Below are 18,603 nucleotides of genomic sequence, written 5' to 3'. Positions count from 1 at the left end.
TTATAAAAAAGAATTGTACGTAAAAGTACACTTTTATGGACGTTCACTTTGCGAACTATCCGGTTGTGTTCACTTTTCATGGAATATAAAGGTAATTAATAGGTATGGTGATTATGTTAATCGTTAATGGTAAAATGATACAAATTGTTATTATTAAACAAGTTTGCGCTTTTTTATTTTTTCCATCATGTTTTATGTAAATTGAAATTGTATATATTAACCTAATACTCCATTATTAATGTTAAAATATAACAATGAATATATATATCTATCAAATCCTATTCAGAAATATCTCTAAACACAACCTTTAAAAGGAGTAAGCTTAAATGGTAACTTTTATACAAGTGATTTTAGCAGTTTTTATTTTAATAGGAGGATTTATAAAACTGTTTCGTGTACCGTTTCAAGTTGAACACTGGCGGCAATATCACTATCCATTACCGTTCATGTCCATAATTGGACTTATTGAACTTATTGGGTCAATAGGAATGATTGCTGGTATTTGGAATCCATACTTAGTTTTAGGATCTGGCGTATTATTTATAATTCTCATGGTAGGGGCCATACATGCTCATATATTTCGAGCCCATCAAACTATCGTAACGGTTATCCCCGCAACAATCTGCCTACTCCTATCTATAGTGTTGATTCTTTGGAACTTAGACGGTTTTTCCTAAACCTACTGCACTTATATGGTAAAAAGCCTTAAATTTTATTAAATTTAAGGCTTTGTTTACGTAGGTTCCGTTAATCTGTGTTATGTTAACTAAAAATTTAAATTTCTACCGTTAATCATTGATTGCTGGGTTAAATTCGATTGTACCTATTTGAGGATGAATAATAATTATTTAAACTTTAGTTTTTCTTCTTGGAATAACCCAACTTTAACTATTTATCAGCCATATAACAAGTCCGAAAAAGTATATGTAGACTAAAAATGTTGTTGCTTTAAAATAAAGTTTGATTAAGTTGATACTACTAACCTTTGATAAACGAACAAAAAGAAAAAGCTTGTTTTGAAAAAAGATTGATCAAAACAAGCTTTAATTTATTTAATTGAATCATTCTTTTATAAAAAAATTTGATAACTTCTGTGATCCTTCTTCAATTAAAGCGCCCTTTTGTGGGATAACGAATATAAAATCTTTGTTATCTAGTTAAATTCCCCCTAAAAGAAGATTTATTTTCCGAATATTCAGTTGACAATTATAACATATCCACTTTACAATTTAATGGTGATGATTTTATCACAATTAAACTACTTAGAATACACTTCACTTATTTGAAAATGATTACAAATAGGAGGTGTTAAAATGAATAACCGAGTAAATCCAGAGTTATTACCAGGATTAGAAATGTTTCAAGACCCTGATTTACGCCCAGAGAACTTGCAAGCAATCAGAGAAGGAATATCGCAAATGAGACCACCTACCGTTGTTGATGAATCCCTTTCATTAACAAATGAGGTCATTGTAGGACCTGATGCTAATCCATTACCATTAAGAATTTATCGTCCAAAATCAATTAATGAATCCTTACCTGTCCTGTTATGGATACATGGTGGCGGTTATATCTTAGGGTCTATAGATGATAATGATGATACTTGTATGAGATTTGTAAAAGAAGCCAACTGTGTGGTCGTTTCTGTAGACTACCGTTTAGCTCCTGAACATCCTTATCCAGCACCTATTGAGGATTGTTATGCAGCATTAAAATGGATTGCTGATAATGCAGAGCCATTAAACATTGATTCGAATCGAATTGGTGTTGCAGGAGCGAGCGCTGGGGGTGGACTAACAGCAGCATTGACATTATTAGCCCGCGATCGACAATATCCTTCTATTTGTTTCCAAATGCCACTCTATCCAATGATTGATGACCGAAATAATACACCTTCTACGAATGAAATTAAAGAAGGATTTGTTTGGAATCAAAAGGCAAATGAAGCTGGATGGAAAATGTATTTAGGAGAAATATATGGAACGAATAATATTCCTGCCTATGCAGCCCCTGCTCGAGCAGAGGATTATAGTAATTTGCCATACACCTACACATTTGTTGGTCAATTAGATCCATTCCGCAGTGAAACATTAACCTATGTAACCAAACTTGCGCAAGCTGGTGTTGATGTCGAATTTCATTTATATCCTGAGGCCTATCACTGGTTCGAAGGATTAAATCCAAATGCCAACGTATCTATTCGCGCTGTGAATGAAATTATACAAGCAGTAAAGACTGGTTTCGAAAGAGTAGCTAAGGTAGAGGCTTAATCTCTTTACAAAAGAAACACTCACAAATACTACACATTTGTGAGTGTTTTTACCTTTGAGTATACCTAAGGGAAAATAAAAAGCGTAAACCCATTGTCACTCAATGGGTTTACGCTTTTTTACTTCTTATAAAATCTATTATGTGAACTAAAAATGTATATGCTGTACAGCCTAAAACGAGAAAAAACTACTAGTTCAGTAACAGTAGTTTTTCTGTTCATTGGATAGCAATTTTATGTAATTATCTTCTATTGATCCCTCACGGCTTCTTATACAATTTATTCAAAGTATCAAAGGTTTCTGTTTTGCTCATTCAACGTTTGGAAATTCATGAGACTTTCTTTGAAGTTTACGTGAGTTTCCACGGATAAATATATCTTGAAATTCATCATATTTGAATGGAATAAGGGGTGATAAGTACGGAACACCTACAGATTTTAACTGTATAAGATATAGAACCACTATAGTAGAAACAACTATAATACTTAGTAAATCAAAGTAATAGCAAGTGATAAGAAATAGATATCTCAATGACAATAGTCCAGTTTGTCCTCGATAAATAACTAAAGTAGATAGATAAGTACTCAATCCCGTTACTACTAGGCTTGCTGGATGGATAATATGAGCTGAAACAGACATGTCCCCAATAACGAGGGTAGCTAGCAGTGTGATGATAATAACCGTCCCTTTAGGAGCACGTGAGCCAATATCAATTAATATGCGAAATAAAATGAGCAAAATGAGAATTTCCCAAAACGTAGGTAATAATTCTCCATGGTTAAATAAATCTTTTTGGATTTTTTCGCTGTATTTATCGCTATGAAATTTTTCTAAACCCACATAGATCCCAGGGATGAGAATGGAACTAATAAAGCCCAAATAGCGAATGAATCGATTAACAAAACGTCCAGTCTTTAAATGATAATCATCAGGGGCTTGAAAAAAATCAACAAATAAACTGGGGGCTATAATTGAGTAAGGATTCCCATCTACTAATACAATTACTTTACCTTCTAAAAGAGCTGAAGTGGTTGTATCTACACGCTCTTTCGTCATCACTAGGTTAGCAAACGTTTTAGGTTTTCCTTCTATAGCATCTTCAACTATTCTTGAAGCCAATATATAGTTTGCATCTATATTAGAAATACGATGCTGTACTTCTTCTAAAATCGTTTGATCAACTAAGTGCTTTATATAAACGACAGCTATATCTGTTTTTGAATAGGTTCCATAGGGCTTTGTATGAATGATTAATTGTGGTGTCTGAATCATACGCCTTATTATATTAATATTTGTAGTAAGATTTTCTGTGAATCCTACTTCAGGTCCTCTTAAAGCTCGTTCTCCTAATGTTTCTTCTAAACCTCGCTCTATCCATTTAGTTGTAGGTATAAGTAATCCACCTGTGTCTCCCTCTATGAGTAGAAATGTATTGCCTTTAACCAAAGCATCTTTTATTTCTTCAATTGAATTTGTTTCTTTCAGAGAAGCCGAATAAATCATAGTCTTTATCTGTTGAATAGATGGAGCCACTTCATTAGCTGTTTCCAATGTTTTCTGTAAAGGTTCAATAATATAGCTTTGTATTTGGTCTTTATCTACAATTGTATTTAAATAAAAAAGCGAGATTTTATTTTTAAAAATGGTCCTTTTTTCAAAATCACTTGTCATTTCAAATTGCTGTCCAAGTTTCTTTGAAATATTTTGTAAGGCTTTGTTTAATGAATAAGACATTCTATCACCTATAAATTAATATTTATAGTTTAATGTACACTTATTTATCCATTAGTATGTAACCAAAAAGCTTTCTTAAGTTTGTTGATTCAAAGCTAACTATAAATTCGTGTTATGTAAAGTCTATCTACTATATATAGTATTGTATACAGATAAAAGTACGACAAGAATGATTGTGGTAGGTGTGGGGCGTTTTCCATTTAGAAAGAAAGCATGAAAATAACCGAAAAGCCTTTCTTTTCGCGTAAAAGAGAAGTGAAGGAGCGACAAGGGGATTCGTGGCAAATATAAAGACTATTCCCACAAGCCTCTAGTAGTCGTTGCAATGAAAACACACAAATATAGGCTCAAATTTTGCAAGTATCTTCTGTTTTGCAGAATATCCGCCATTAAACGCAAAATTTGAGTCCTATAATACATTTTATGTAAACTAAAAGTGAATATGGTATACATACGCATTTTATATAATTTTATAAAGAAACAATGACTTGTTATTTTGATTCCTCACAAGAAAAATAATAGTCTAAGTTCAAGTTACTCATCTCCACAACGGGTTGACCACCTATATTAAAACAACCCTCTGAGAATTCATTGATTTCCTTGTTATTAAAATAGCTTTTAGAAAAGATAAGGGAGCTTGCTATAACTACTATAAAAGGAAGAATAATAGATAGTCTTTGTCCGATAGTTAGTTTTTTTAACTTCATTAAAATTCACCTTCTTTCCCTTTTTATTTTACTACATTTACCAATAACTTTATATATTTATCACTTAAGAGAAGAAGGAAGAGATAATAAGAAGTTTTATATAAGAAATAGCTGTTCTGTAACATCTCTTTCTTTAATGACGATAATCAACATTATGGAAACTAGATTTGTACATTATATCCGTCAATTTACAATTAGTTGTTACCTATATATTACATATAGACGTGTAGAAAAAATATAGATAGTTCATACTAAGAACTATCTTATTGTATAATTACAGCACGGGCCTTTTGCACAGCTTCTACATATTGACTTGCAATACAGGTGATTTTGCTAAAGTCAGAATCTTGAATTGCATTTGAATCCAATAGATTCCCCCCAATACCTACGGCAGCAACTCCTACATTAATAAAAGAAGATATATTATCTAAATTCACTCCCCCAGTCGGGATAATAGGGATATGAGAAAAAGGACCTTTTACGTTTTTTATATATTTAACTCCAAGCCCATCTGCCGGGAAGACTTTTACTAAATCTGCCCCCCATTCAATTGCTGTTATCATTTCAGTTGGAGTCATTACACCTGGTACAACAATCTTTCCATACCGTAAACTTGTTCGGATAACATCTTGGTGGAGGCTAGGACTAAAAATAAACTCAGCACCATAGTCAATAGCCTTTTTTGCCGATTCAGCATCTAAAACTGTACCTGCTCCTACAATCGCCTGATTCTTCAAGTTCATAGAAAGCTTTCTAATCATTTCAAAAGCACCAGGGCAATCAACTGTAACCTCTAAGGTTGTTACTCCACCTTTCACAATACTTTCCGCAACTTGCTCCATTTTATCATGTGGAATATTACGTAAAACAGCTATAATACCACTTTCTGTTAGTTTATTCATTAAATTAACTTTAGGTATCATTATAGAATCCCTTCCCTTCACTCCACTCTTTGTTATCGAAGTATCTCTTCTTTATTAGAATTCGGTTCAACCTGCGACCAGAAGGGATACCCTTCCACATCCCCTGCAACACTTAGTGCATAGGCACCAACACGGTTTCCCAAGTCAACGGCTTCTTTATAGCACCAACCACGTATTAATCCGGATAGAAAGCCTGCAGCAAATCCATCTCCAGATCCTACTGTATCAATGATTTGATGGACTGGATAACCTTTTACGTACTCTCTATGTTCTTTTGTAGCATAATAAGCTCCCTTTTTCCCTAGTTTTACCACTACGGCTTCAGATCCATTTTGCAATAGGGCCTGTGTTATTTTCTCAGGCGTCGACTCACCTGTCATAATCCTACCTTCTTCTAATCCTGGTAATACAATGTCGCACATACTAGCAATGTCCATCAAAGTTTCTCTAGTCTTTTCCGTAGACCAAAGCTTTAAACGAATATTAGGATCAAATAAAATCTTTACTCCTTGTTTCCTAGCTAGTTCAATTGCCCGATAGATAGTATCTTGGCAAGAGGGACTAAGAGCAGGTGTAATCCCTGTGAGATGTAGAAACTTAGCCTGACCGATATAGTCTTCATCTAAATTATCAGGAGTCATATAACTTGCTGCTGAGCCCTTACGATAATAATATATCTTGGGATCATTTCCTATTTGACGTTCTTTGAAGAAAACCCCTGTCGGATATTTTCTATCAAATATAACATGAGAGGTATCTACTCCCTCTCCCCTTATATAGTTACGAACATATAATCCAAATTCGTCGTCACCTAGACGTCCCATCCATCCGACCTGATGCCCTAATTTTGAAAGTGCGATGGCTACATTTGATTCTGCACCACCTATGGTCTTCACAAACTGACTTGAATACCGTAGTGGTGTAACTGAGTCAGGAACAAATAGAACCATGGTTTCCCCAAACGTAATTACATCCATACCTTTCTCTCCTCTATTGGATTGAATTAATTAATACTCCGATATAAGTATCTTAGTTTGTGAAAAGGATCCCTTTTACACTGTAAATATAAAAAGAATCCTTTTTGAATATTATCTATTTTAGTACATGGAATTTGCCATCAAAACTAAATTCTTTCTCTTCCAATAGTCGTTTGAGGTATACAGCTAACTCCACAGCATGATAATCCCCCCATAAGGAAGACTCTCCATTAGGTACTAAACTTCCTTCGGGAATGTAATCCCAACCATTTGGCTGATGATAAATAGAGTGGAGAATTAACCCCTGATGTTTTGCGTCTTCTGAAAGATAAGGTGGAGAGAATAATGTTTTTGAAACAGTTAAAGCTGCTTGGAAATATTGCTGTCCTTTTGGATTTCCATTTTGTTTAAGGTAAGATGCCAATCGTAATAGCCCTTGGGCTGCAATTGATGCTGCTGAACTATCTACTGGTTCCTTGGAGTTGTATGGATCAGCAGGTCGATCTCTCCACTCTCCTAATTCAACTAAACCTGGAGCACCTGTATCCCAATATGGAATTCCGTCTAGAGCTGTATTTTCAAGGTAAAAATCAGCAGTAGCAGTTGCTGCTTTTAACATAAAATTGACAACTTCCTCACGTCCCCCATATGGTTCTAATTCTTTATCCGATAATTTAGAAATAAACTCTAGTTGTTCAGCATAACCTAAGATTGCCCAAGCTAGTCCTCGTGTCCAAGTGGAAAATGCACAATATCCTTGCTGACTACTAGGGCATCGATAAGCTCCATTCACAGGATTAAAGATCGATTCATGAGCAACACGACCTTTAATATCATAAGTATCCCGACCTTCTCCATAAAAGATATTGTAACGAGCAGTATTTTGGGAATGTTGAATAAGTCGATCTAATAAGGAGATAGACTGATCGCCTTCTATCATTAATGTATGTCCAAGATTGTATGCTAATGATAGTGAACGTAATGAACGGATTGTGTCAATAAAAAGAGACTGTGGTCCATTGAAAGAATAAATGTATCCTGTTCCATCATTAAGAGTGGACCATCGACTTGCCTGTACTGCGCCTGAAATTTTAAGAGCTAATTCGTAAAAGTTTAGCTCCCATTCATTAAAAGACAACCTTCCCTCTAACATTAATCTCCGTAAGTTTCCATAAGTAGAAACATTATTAAAACCGTGATCATGTACGCCAATATGACTCACATGAGGGGCCATATAATCAACAGTGCTCTTACGCCCAATTTCTAAAAAGCTTTCATCGTCAGTAGCGTCAAAGTGTAGAATAGCCCAACCATACATAAATCCCTGAGTCCATTCTGTCCATCCTTTTGCAGTATAGCGTCCATTTGAAGTAAAAACAGGTGTACCATTTTTCAAATCCCAGGAATCATGAAGTGCCTTTATTTTTTTTCCGGAAACATCAAAAAAATGACTTAAACTTTTCTCTAAATCTTGAAGAGTTAATGATTCATTAATTCTCAATGGTTTTTCCTCCTTTAAAAAGTTAAATTTCTACAGTTGTTTCTTCATGCTTCTATGGATTTCCATATTAATAGGTAAATAGAAAACCGGTTTACGAAACCGATTTCGTAAATTTATAATACCTTATATTCAACTAATTCGAAAGGTTTTTTTGAAATATTATAAATATTTTCATATCAAAATAGAAAATACACTTATCCATATAAAATTTAAATGAACAGGAAAGTAGTAATTCCTTATTTAAAGGTTAACTGATTGTTTTTTTTAAATTTAGGGTGTTGTTTCATACTAATGGATAATTGAATAGTAGAATTATAGATAATATTAAACTTTTTTGGAGTTCTAATAGAGTTTGAAGTGATAAGCATTTAGGTAGCTTAAAATTAATATTTATTATGTTTTAAAACAGGTAAACAAAGGTACGGGGATGTTTAGTTACCGTACTAAAGTTATTAAATTTGTATCTAAGAAAAGTTAATGGCCTTTTCCAGATTACTCACCAAGAAAAGGCCATAGTTTGATATTTTTTAAGTTGTTTACACCATAGAGATATTTACGCTTTAACCTATAATTTTCATTATATTTGAGGGATTATACTGTATTTATAACAAATAGGCTTCTAAAAAATAATGAATATTGTCAACAAATATCCTAAATTGAAAATTTATTAAATTTATCTACCCCATAAATGTGGAATCATTAATATCATTTGGAACTCCGGATGAATTTCTAACAATTAATTTAGTATCAAATATTGTAGTTGAAAATTTAGTTTTCCTTTTAGCATGGATACGTTTTAAAATAGTTTCTGCCACTTTTACTCCTATTTCATAAGTAGGCTGAGCAACCACACTCATAGATGGATTAGTAATTGAAGCCCAATCAGTATCGTCGAAACCAAGAAAAGAAATATCTTGAGGCATTTTATAACCCGATCCTTGTATAGCTTTGAATGCTTCAAGATTCAGGGTATCATTCATAGAAAAAATAGCTGTAGGTTTTAAAGATTGAAGAAGATCTATAGTAGCCTTATATCCATCACCTTCTGTTAAAGATACTTCCCTTACTAATAATGGATTATAATCAATATCAAAGTCCAACAGGGCCTTTTTATAGCCTTCGAATCGCTCCTGTCTATTACTTACTCCCTGAACCGATGCTGTAAGATAAGCAATCCGTTTGTGGCCAAGTTTGCATAAGTAAGATACTGCATTATAAGCTCCTTCGAAGTTATTTGTAAGTACTTGATCTCCAAACTGTTCATTCATTTTCCTATCAACAAAGACCATCGGGAATCCTTCTTCGGCTAGCTTTTTATATAAGTCTTCATTCATACCCACGGTAGCTGTAATAATGCCATCAACTTGTTTATGATAAAGTTCCGTTATATATTTTCGCTCTAAGTCTGAATCATTATCTGCGTTACAGAGGAAAAGACTATACCCACGCTTACGACAAACATCTTCTACTCCTCGTATAAGTTTTGTACTAAATGGATTTAAAACATTGAATATAATAAGTCCTATCGTCTTAGTCTTTTTGCTTTTAAGTCCTTGTGCAAGGTGGTTCGGTTCATATTTTAATTCTTTTATAGTAATTTCAATTTTTTTGCGAATATCTTCTCCCATCATGTCATACATGCCGTTTAGGTACCTTGACACTGTAGTTTTTGAAACTCCTGCTTTTTCGGCAACATCCTTGATTGTAACTTTCATAGTAATTTCTCCTTTATTGTACTCCTCTTACTAACTATAATATAACTTTCTGTCTACTAGTGTAATCAGAAAACCCATGAAAGTGTAAATAAGCCATTTAAAATAAAAAAGTACCAATAAGGTACTTTTTTATTTAGAAAACTCTATATATTCCGAATATTATTTTCGGAATGAAGTATTAACTGTTAGAGTTTGTTATCGCTTACATTCAAACCCGAGACCATTCAACTTTTAAGATTATCATCTTATATAAACAAAGATAGAATTAGGATGAACCCAAATGCTACAAAACCTACAATTGTGTTAATTCCAGTCCATATTATTAATGTTTGTTTTACAGTTAAATTAAAGTATTCTTTAATCATCCAAAATCCTGAATCATTAAAATGGGCCATAGCAAGAGAACCTGCTCCAGTTGCTAAAACCAATAATTCAGCGCTAGGTGGATTAGGCATAGTTGCGATAATTGGTGCTACAATTCCTGCTGAAGTAATTAAACCTACTGTCGCAGACCCAGTAGCAATACGAATAAGTAACGCAATTAAGAATCCTAAGATTATAGGAGATATTCCAATACCTGTTGCCAACTCAGAAATATAGTCACCTGTACCACTATTGATTATAACTTTATTGAAAGCTCCCCCAGCGCCAATAACTAATAAAATATTAGCAGTTGGGGCCACACAATTATTCGTAAACTTAAGGATAGTTTCTTTATCAAATCCCCTTGCATACCCTAAGCTAAAGAACGAAAATATCGCTGCTATTCCAAGGGAGATAATAGGACTACCTAAAAAACTAAAAATTACACGGAATTGATTTGTCTCTGCCAAAGTTACTTCTGTAATTGTTTGACCGAGCATTAATAAAACTGGTAGCAATACCGTTAATAAGGTAATTCCTAAGCCTGGTAAAGCTTGTTCATTATTCTCCTGTACCAGTTCTTTTACTAACTGCTCAGAGGGAGTAGGTTTAATACGTTTAATGAGCCAATTTGTATAAAGTGGACCCGCAATAACTGCAGTGGGAAAACCAATTAATATGGCATAAAGGATTGTTAATCCAACATTCGCATGATAAATTTCCACACCTGCCATCACTGCGGGATGTGGAGGAACCATACCATGAACAGTTAAAAGCCCTGCAAGCAATGGAGCTCCGATTTTTATTACATTCATTCCAGTTTTTAAAGCAATTGTAAATACAAGGGGAACTAAAAGGACAAATCCTACTTGGAAAAATACAGGAATACCTACGATGAAACCAACAAACATCATCGCCCAATGTACATTGTTTAATCCAAATCGTTTAATGAGGGCTTGAGCAATCACTTCTGCCCCTCCGGATTCGGCCATCATTTTACCGAGCATAGTACCAAAAGCAAGAACAATAGCAATTAATCCTAAAGTTGTTCCTAATCCCTCTTTAATTGATTCAACAACATCCACTAAAGGCATCCCTGATAAAGTGCCTACAAATACAGAGGTAACAATTAATGTTACGAATGGATTCCATTTAAAGTAGCTTATTAATACAATAAGTAATAAGATACCTATTAATGTAATAATTAAGGGCATAGTGATAGTCTCCTTCTAAGAAAGCATGTTAAAATCTTTAATCGCTAATTAAAAATTTTTCCTAATTATTCAATATGTGGTAATCATGGAGTTGCCGAAGATTCATATTCTCCCCGGCCTTTTCCATGACTCTCTTTTTTATTTATGTTCAGTAGAAATTAACCATATCTATCATTAATGTTGCAACTTATTTCAATTAGTCTATAATGCTTTATTTAAGAGGGGGTACATGTAAAAGTTAAAGGCCTTTAAAATCGGGTTTTCTTTTTTCTAAAAAGGCCGACACACCTTCCTGTTTATCTTTTGTAGAAAATAAGAATGATTGTAGCGAATTTTCAAGTAAAAGACCTACTTCCTGCGGAATATCAAAGCTACGTTGTATAGATAACTTAGATACCCTCAATGCTAATGATCCTCTTTCAAATATTTTTTCTGCTAATTCTAAGACAGTCTCCTCTAATTCATCTTGGGATGATACCACAGAGACAAATCCTAATTGTTTTGCTTGATGAGCATCTAATACTTCTCCAAGAAACACAAGCTCTTTTACTTTAGCTTCTCCTAAGAGTCGAACCAACCTCTGAGTTCCCCCTGCACCGGGCATTACTCCTAATTTACATTCAGGAAGACCGAACTTGACATTATCTGAAGCTACACGTATATCACAAGCAGCTGCAAGCTCCATACCTCCACCAAAAGCATATCCTTGAATAGCTGCTATTGTTGGTTTTTCGTAATTATAGATCAAATCATATAAACCTTGCATAGATGGAAAAAGAGCATCCAAAGGGGTCATTTTTTGCAAATCTAAAATATCCGCCCCAGAAGCAAAGGTTTTTCCTGTTCCTTTAAAACTGACAACTTTCACCTCTGCATCACTTTTATAATAAGAAAGAGCATCCTTTATTTCTCCCATCATTTCTTCGTTAAAAGCATTATACTTATCTGGCCGATTAAGAGTAATCCATCCTATTCCATTCTTCTGTTGAACATCTATCGTGTTAAACTTTTGCATGATTATCCTCTTCCTTCTCTATAAGATTTATGAATAAACGAGAGTCCATTTCCTTTAAGTTGGATGATATCTTTGGTTTTGAGTCCATTAGGCTAAGAATATCTTTATGAAGATCAATTCCAGGTGCTATCTCTTCTAAAATCAAACCATCGTTTCCAAGTTTGAATACAGCTCTTTCTGTTACAAAAATTACCCTTTGACCTGTTTCTTTAGCATAATCGCCAGAAAAAGTAATTTGATTTACTTTGTTTACAAACTTTCTGAATTTCCCTTCCTTAATAATTTCAATTTTTCCATCAGAAATTTTGACTTCTAATCCTCCGGAAGTGAAAGTACCACAGAAAACAAGCTTTTTTGCATTTTGTGCTATATTTATAAAGCCACCGCAACCCGTAATTCTATTACCAAGCTTACTCACATTGACGTTCCCATCTATATCTACTTCTGCCATTCCTAGACATGTCATATCAAGGCCACCGCCATCAAAAAAATCAAATTGAGAGGGTGCTTCAGTGATAGCGTGTGCATTTGATGCTACCCCAAACTCTATTCCACCAGCTGGTATTCCACCAATAATTCCTTGTTCAATAGCAAACACGTATTCTTTCGATAAATTCATTTCCGAAGCTACTAACCCAACTGACCCTGATATTCCTACTCCCAAATTCACAATACCGTTATCAGGTAATTCAAGAGCTGCACGCATAGCAATGATCTTACGTTCATTGTAAGGTATTGATTCGAGATTATAAGTTGGTATTCGAACATCACCGGCATAGGCAGGATTATATGTTGAAACAATTGTTTGCTTTTGTTCAGGACAGATGACAATACCATCGACCAAAATACCTGGAATCTTTACAAGCTTAGGGTGTAGTGTTTCCCTTTTTGCTAGGCGCTTCACTTGCACAAATACTTTTCCACCACTATTGTGAACTGCCTGTGCAATAGCTAAATTATCCAAAAAGGCTGCCTCTTCTTCCATAGTGATATTTCCATCCTCATCAGCTGTTGTTCCTCTTAAGAAAGCTATATCTACAGGAAATGATGGATAAAATAATTTCTCTTCTCCTTTTATATTAATGACTTCTACTATATCTTCAGTTGTAACTTTATTTAGCTTCCCTCCCTCTACGCGAGGATCTACAAATGTTTTCAAACCTACATGAGTAATTAAGCCCGGTCTACCAGAAGCTATTTCCCTAAATAGTTGTGATAGTACTCCTTGTGGAAGATTATAGGCCTCAATCTTGTTTTCGCTAGCAAGATGGGCCATCTTAGGCAGGTAGTCCCAATGACCTCCAATATCACGTTTTACTAACCCCTCATGTGCTACATGACACATTCCTCCGTCCTTCCTATCCCCGATGCCCGTTACATGAATAAAAGTGAGATTTCTAGGCGTTGCAGAATCAATGAATCTTTTTTCAAGCGCTTTCAAAAAAGACGTCGGTTCTAGTAATCCACCTCCTGCCCCCCCAACTGCCACTGTATCTCCATTAGATATTTGCTTCACTGCGTCTTCAGCTGTCAATACCTTAGAATAAGTCATAAATATTGCTCCTTTATATTTGTTTTCTAACTCTATTTTCACACCATATAATATAAAACCGATTTACGAAACCGATTTCGTAACTTAATGTTAAACCATATTGTAGATTTTTGAAAGTAATTTTTAAAATTTTTTGAAAATTTATATTTGTATTTAATAAATAAACTCCTAAAATAATCCCGTCATACCTGGTTTTTTCCAAAAATAAAATGAATACACATTTAATTTTTTATTTATTTTTGAGAATATCTATTGATAGGCAAAACCTTATTTATCACAGTACATGTTTTTGGCGTACTATCTATTTAATAGGTGTTATAAAAAAGCTCACATTTTTGTATAAGTTTTTTGGTCCCAAGTTGATTATGAAAAAGAGAAAAGAAAAAAGCACAAACCCAGTGAATAACATTGAGTTTGCGCTTTTTTTACTACCTGCATCATGCTTTATGTTAAGTAAAGAAAAAAGATAAAAATTAAATTAAATTTTATTCTTTTCTTTTAGATAATTATTATAAGCCGTGTCCACTTTGTTTAGTTTTGGATATGTTTTTAAAATTCTCCCCCTGATATCCTCCGATAAATGTTATAGAAACAATGCATCAAAACGAAAACATCCCCAAGTGATGACTCATCACTCGGGGCGTGTTGTTAATAACGTTAATATTTTTTCTTCTTACATGTCAACTGTCCAATTGACTTAAATAACGTACGTATCTCCATTATAGCCTAGAACCTTGTTCAGCATCATTGGTCCCCTGCATCCTAACCGAACGCTTTCGAACTAAAACAAAATAGGAAAGAAACGCCAACAAGCTAGCACCAAAGATCGTAACGCCCATTGGAACACCGGTATACGATCCCGCTATTCCAACAAGAGGGGCTGATAGCGAGCCGAGTACAAATGGCAACAAGCCTAATAATGCGGAGGCGCTGCCCGCAATATGTCCTTGTGATTCAATGGCTAATGCAAAGGACGTCGTACCAATAATACTGATTGATGAGACAAAAAAGAAAATCGGGATCGCCACGGCAATTAGTGGAGCTTTTAAAAGAAGAGCGATGAGTAGGATTGCTCCTGCTGCAATAGAAATTCCTAGTCCTATCTTTAAAAATGTCCGCTCCGAAATGCGATCGGCCAAGCGTCCAACCAACTGACTTCCAATAATCAAGCCTAAACCATTAACTCCAAAGAGTAGACTGAACTGTTGCGGAGAAACATGGTAAATATTTTGATAGACAAATGGAACACCAGATACATAGGCAAATATTCCAGCTGTCGTAAATCCTTGCGTGAATGCGTATCCCATGAATTCTCGATCCTTGAATAAGGATCCGAAATTGCTCATGAGCTGTGGCAGATTACTAGGTACACGTTTTTCAGGTGGTAATGTTTCTGGTAGTTTTAGAGAAACCATGAAAATTAATATAGCTCCAATACAAGCTAAAACAATAAAAACTCCATTCCACTTGGCAAACGAAAGAATGGCTCCTCCAGCAATAGGGGCAACGATTGGGCCGAGGTTACCGACTAATACAATTAAAGTGAAAAATTTGGTCAGTTCCCTTCCACTAAAAAGGTCCCTGATGACAGCTCTTGAAACCACAAGTCCGCCTGCTGCGGAAAAGCCCTGGACAAAACGAGCCACAATAAGGAAATAGATATTTGGTGAAAACGAGCAGGTTAAAGAAGCTAATAAGTATAAGCAAAGAAACAATAGTAAAGGTTTACGACGGCCTTTCACATCACTCAATGGGCCAATAAATAATTGTCCTGCTCCCAATCCTAATAAGCATGCTGTCAAACTAATTTGTACGAGTGATGCCGTAGTGTGAAAATCTTTTACGATTGTAGGGAAGGAAGGTAAATACGTATCAATTGTAAAAGGGCCTAAGAGTCCAAGTGATCCCAAAAGTATCGCAAGTTGAATTCTTTTTTTTCCACTAAGTGTATTCAATTTTTCCTCGCCTTTCTATATAGTTTGTATTTCATTTCATTACAGAAATGTAAGCTACAAGCTCCCATCTTACATTAAGCACAAAGGGACCAAAATGTAGATTTAATTCGATACCCGAAGAAAATACATAGTTCTGATTATAACCTGTTATCATTTCCGGGTAAACAATTAAAAACTCAGCTTGCAGATGAAGGTTAAATATTTTGGTTCTGGTGCAAAATTTCAGTCGACTTGAAACTAAGCTCTAAATCTTGGACATACTGATACTAGTATTCTAAAAGAAGGGCGTGATCAGTGTGGAAAAGCAAAACTTATTTAAGTGGAAACACTATCAACCTGATATCATTTTGTTAACTGTCAGATGGTACCTACGGTACAATTTAAGTTTTCGTGACTTGGTAGAAATGATGGAGGAACGTGGATTATATATTGCTCATACAACGATTATGCGTTAGGTACATCAATATGGACCTCAATTAGAAGAAAGAGTACGGCAACATCTTACGTCGACAAACGACTCATGGAGAGTCGATGAGACCTATACCAAAGTAACAGGGAAATGGATGTACTTATATCGTGCAGTGGATTCAGAGGGGAATACGATTGATTTTTATCTAAGTGAATTAAGAGATAAACAAGCAGCCAGGCGCTTTTTCAAGAAAGCCTTGGCTTTTTCGTACGTATCTAAACCTCGCGTGATAACTTTAGATAAGAACCCAGCCTATCCTATAGCAATCCAAGAGTTAAAAGAAGAGAAATATATGCCTGAAGGCATACAATTAAGGCAAGTTAGATATCTCAATAATATCTTGGAACAGGATCATCGTTTTATCAAGAAGCGTGTTCGTTTCATGTTAGGATTGAAGTCGTTTCGAACAGCCACCTATATTTTGAATGGTATCGAAGCCATGCATATGGTTAAAAAAGATCAACCTCATCAACAGGAAAAGTCTGTCCAAAATGAGGTTGAATTCATTCATAAATTATTCGGAGTAGCTGCATAATCTCAAAGTGAACAGGATATTACTATCCTATGTTTCTATTGCATTATTTTCGCACCTGAACCATAAATGGTATAGACGACTATAGTTATAATTGATAAGATTGCAATGTAAGCGAATTCATAGTTATTTGAAGTAAATTGATTGTTACATAAGCTATCAAAATACGATTTCGAAGGGGAAACGAAACATGATGAAAAAATGGACAAGCTGTGCACTAACTTCTGTTTTTGCTATCTCATTACTTGTACCTTCTGTTTCTTTTGCAGAATCAAATGAAAAAACATCTCCTCAAGCACACGTTGAGTATCCTGTTTTAACAAAAGCAAAAAAGCCGGAGGAAGTCGGGTTTTCGTCTGAAAAACTTGAAAAAGTGGATCAGTTGATTGAAAAAGAAGTGGCCGCCGGTTTTCCTGGAGCAGCACTGATTGTCATAAAAGACGGTAAAATCGTGAAGAATGAAAGCTACGGCTATAAACAAAAGTTTGAGGGACATACACCGCTTAATAAGTTTTTGAAAATGAAAAAGGACACCATGTTTGATATTGCATCAAATACTAAGATGTATGCAGCGAATTTTGCCCTTCAGAAACTTGTCAGCGAAGGAAAAATTGATTTAAATTCACGGGTACAAGAATATATTCCTGAATTTAAAGATGGACCGACAGACAAGATCAAAGGAAAGGATACTATGCGTTTGGTCGACATGCTGCATCACAGTGCTGGTTTTCCGGCCGATCCCGCATATCATAATCCTAAAGTAGCCGGTGATCTATATTCGCAAGATCGTGAAACGACATTGAAAATGCTGACTAAAACACCGCTGGAATATAAACCGGGCACCAAAAACATATATAGTGATGTAGATTATATGCTTTTAGGGTATATAGTTGAAAAGGTCACCGGACAAAAACTTGATGATTATGTTGAAAATGCTATTTACAAACCTTTAGGTCTTAAGCACACTATGTTCAATCCTCTTCAAAAAGGTTTTAAACCAAAAGATTTTGCTGCAACTGAATTAATGGGTAATACACGTGATGGTATCATAAGCTTCCCGAATGTTCGGACATATACATTACAAGGTGAAGTACATGATGAAAAAGCATTTTATTCAATGGAAGGTGTTTCAGGACATGCCGGCTTATTCTCGACAACTAGTGACCTCGCTGTTCTTCTGCAAGTCATGATGAATGGCGGCAGTTACGGTAATATATCGTTCTTTGAAAAAGAAACGATAGAAGAATTCGTAGCACCTTCCGAAATGAACTCAACATACGGTCTCGGCTGGAGATTAAACGGCGATGACAGTATGGACTGGATGTTCAGCAAATATGCAAGCGACAGTGCATACGGTCATACAGGCTGGACGGGAACGGTGACAATTATTGACCCTGAGCAGAACTTAGGAATCGTCCTGCTCACTAATAAAAAGCATTCGCCGCTTGTGGATCCTGCTGTAAACTCTAATCAATTTTTCGGTGATCTTTTCACAACAGGAAGATATGGAAGTGTGGTCACAGCTGTTTATGAAGCTTTAGAATCAAATAAATAATAAGTGGATGTAATTGAAGGAACAAATCTAACAGAATGTATAAGCAAAAAGAAAAAGCACAAACTCGTTGTGACTGAACGAGTTTGTGCTTTCTTACTTCCGCGAACATGTTTTATGTAAA

Annotated in this window: 13 protein-coding genes and 1 pseudogene; 4 read left to right on the top strand and 10 right to left on the bottom strand. The window is 35.0% G+C overall.

The genetic code is table 11. The features are described 5' to 3' along the window. Positions 1-326: 326 nt before the first annotated feature. Positions 327-677 carry a DoxX family protein gene (locus ACK3CR_RS26250; protein WP_328124052.1) on the top strand — a complete coding sequence of 117 codons (351 nt, stop codon included), beginning with the start codon at positions 327-329 and terminating at the stop codon, positions 675-677. Positions 678-1,313: 636 nt separating this feature from the next. Beyond that, a complete protein-coding gene (locus ACK3CR_RS26245; protein WP_430236843.1) occupies positions 1,314-2,270 on the top strand; it encodes an alpha/beta hydrolase in 957 nt (318 codons plus the stop codon). A 309-nt stretch (positions 2,271-2,579) separates the two neighbouring features. On the opposite strand, the gene ACK3CR_RS26240 is transcribed toward ACK3CR_RS26245, so the two are convergent. The 10 genes from ACK3CR_RS26240 to ACK3CR_RS26195 form a co-directional block, all read right to left on the bottom strand. After that, positions 2,580-4,004 (bottom strand): spore germination protein, encoded by a 1,425-nt coding sequence (locus ACK3CR_RS26240; protein WP_430236841.1) that lies wholly within the window; start codon positions 4,002-4,004, stop codon positions 2,580-2,582. A 491-nt stretch (positions 4,005-4,495) separates the two neighbouring features. After that, positions 4,496-4,711 carry a hypothetical protein gene (locus ACK3CR_RS26235; RefSeq protein WP_328124049.1) on the bottom strand — a complete coding sequence of 72 codons (216 nt, stop codon included), beginning with the start codon at positions 4,709-4,711 and terminating at the stop codon, positions 4,496-4,498. A 263-nt stretch (positions 4,712-4,974) separates the two neighbouring features. Next, positions 4,975-5,634, bottom strand: a complete 660-nt coding sequence (locus tag ACK3CR_RS26230) for a bifunctional 4-hydroxy-2-oxoglutarate aldolase/2-dehydro-3-deoxy-phosphogluconate aldolase (RefSeq protein WP_328124048.1) — start codon at positions 5,632-5,634, stop codon at positions 4,975-4,977. Between the two features lie 32 nt (positions 5,635-5,666). After that, positions 5,667-6,611, bottom strand: a complete 945-nt coding sequence (locus tag ACK3CR_RS26225) for a sugar kinase (protein WP_328124047.1) — start codon at positions 6,609-6,611, stop codon at positions 5,667-5,669. A gap of 115 nt (positions 6,612-6,726) precedes the next feature. Then, on the bottom strand, positions 6,727-8,112 hold the full coding sequence (locus tag ACK3CR_RS26220; RefSeq protein WP_328124046.1) for a glycosyl hydrolase: 1,386 nt from the start codon (positions 8,110-8,112) through the stop codon (positions 6,727-6,729). A 677-nt stretch (positions 8,113-8,789) separates the two neighbouring features. Further along, positions 8,790-9,827, bottom strand: coding sequence for a LacI family DNA-binding transcriptional regulator (locus tag ACK3CR_RS26215; protein ID WP_328124045.1), 1,038 nt, complete (start codon positions 9,825-9,827; stop codon positions 8,790-8,792). 245 nt (positions 9,828-10,072) lie between these two features. Beyond that, positions 10,073-11,404: a GntT/GntP/DsdX family permease gene (locus ACK3CR_RS26210; RefSeq protein ID WP_328124044.1), complete on the bottom strand. Its 1,332-nt coding sequence runs from the start codon at positions 11,402-11,404 to the stop codon at positions 10,073-10,075. 238 nt (positions 11,405-11,642) lie between these two features. Then, positions 11,643-12,419, bottom strand: a complete 777-nt coding sequence (locus ACK3CR_RS26205) for an enoyl-CoA hydratase/isomerase family protein (RefSeq protein ID WP_328124042.1) — start codon at positions 12,417-12,419, stop codon at positions 11,643-11,645. Continuing rightward, entirely contained in the window at positions 12,406-13,971 is a 1,566-nt protein-coding gene (locus ACK3CR_RS26200; RefSeq protein WP_328124041.1) for an acyl CoA:acetate/3-ketoacid CoA transferase, read from the bottom strand. Before ACK3CR_RS26200 ends, ACK3CR_RS26205 begins: the two co-directional genes overlap by 14 nt. Positions 13,972-14,690: 719 nt before the next feature. Continuing rightward, complete coding sequence (locus ACK3CR_RS26195) at positions 14,691-15,926, bottom strand: Bcr/CflA family multidrug efflux MFS transporter (RefSeq protein ID WP_488976333.1); 1,236 nt, start codon at positions 15,924-15,926, stop codon at positions 14,691-14,693. Between the two features lie 296 nt (positions 15,927-16,222). Here ACK3CR_RS26195 and ACK3CR_RS26190 point away from each other — a divergent pair. Next, a pseudogene (locus ACK3CR_RS26190) lies at positions 16,223-16,930 on the top strand (IS6 family transposase). A 190-nt stretch (positions 16,931-17,120) separates the two neighbouring features. Beyond that, complete coding sequence (pbp4b, locus tag ACK3CR_RS26185; RefSeq protein WP_328124054.1) at positions 17,121-18,482, top strand: penicillin binding protein PBP4B; 1,362 nt, start codon at positions 17,121-17,123, stop codon at positions 18,480-18,482. The last annotated feature ends 121 nt before the right edge of the window (positions 18,483-18,603 follow it).

Source organism: Priestia sp. TRM10 (assembly GCF_057808375.1).
The sequence above is the reverse complement of the archived record's forward strand: the minus strand, read 5'-3'. Positions and strand labels throughout refer to the sequence as shown.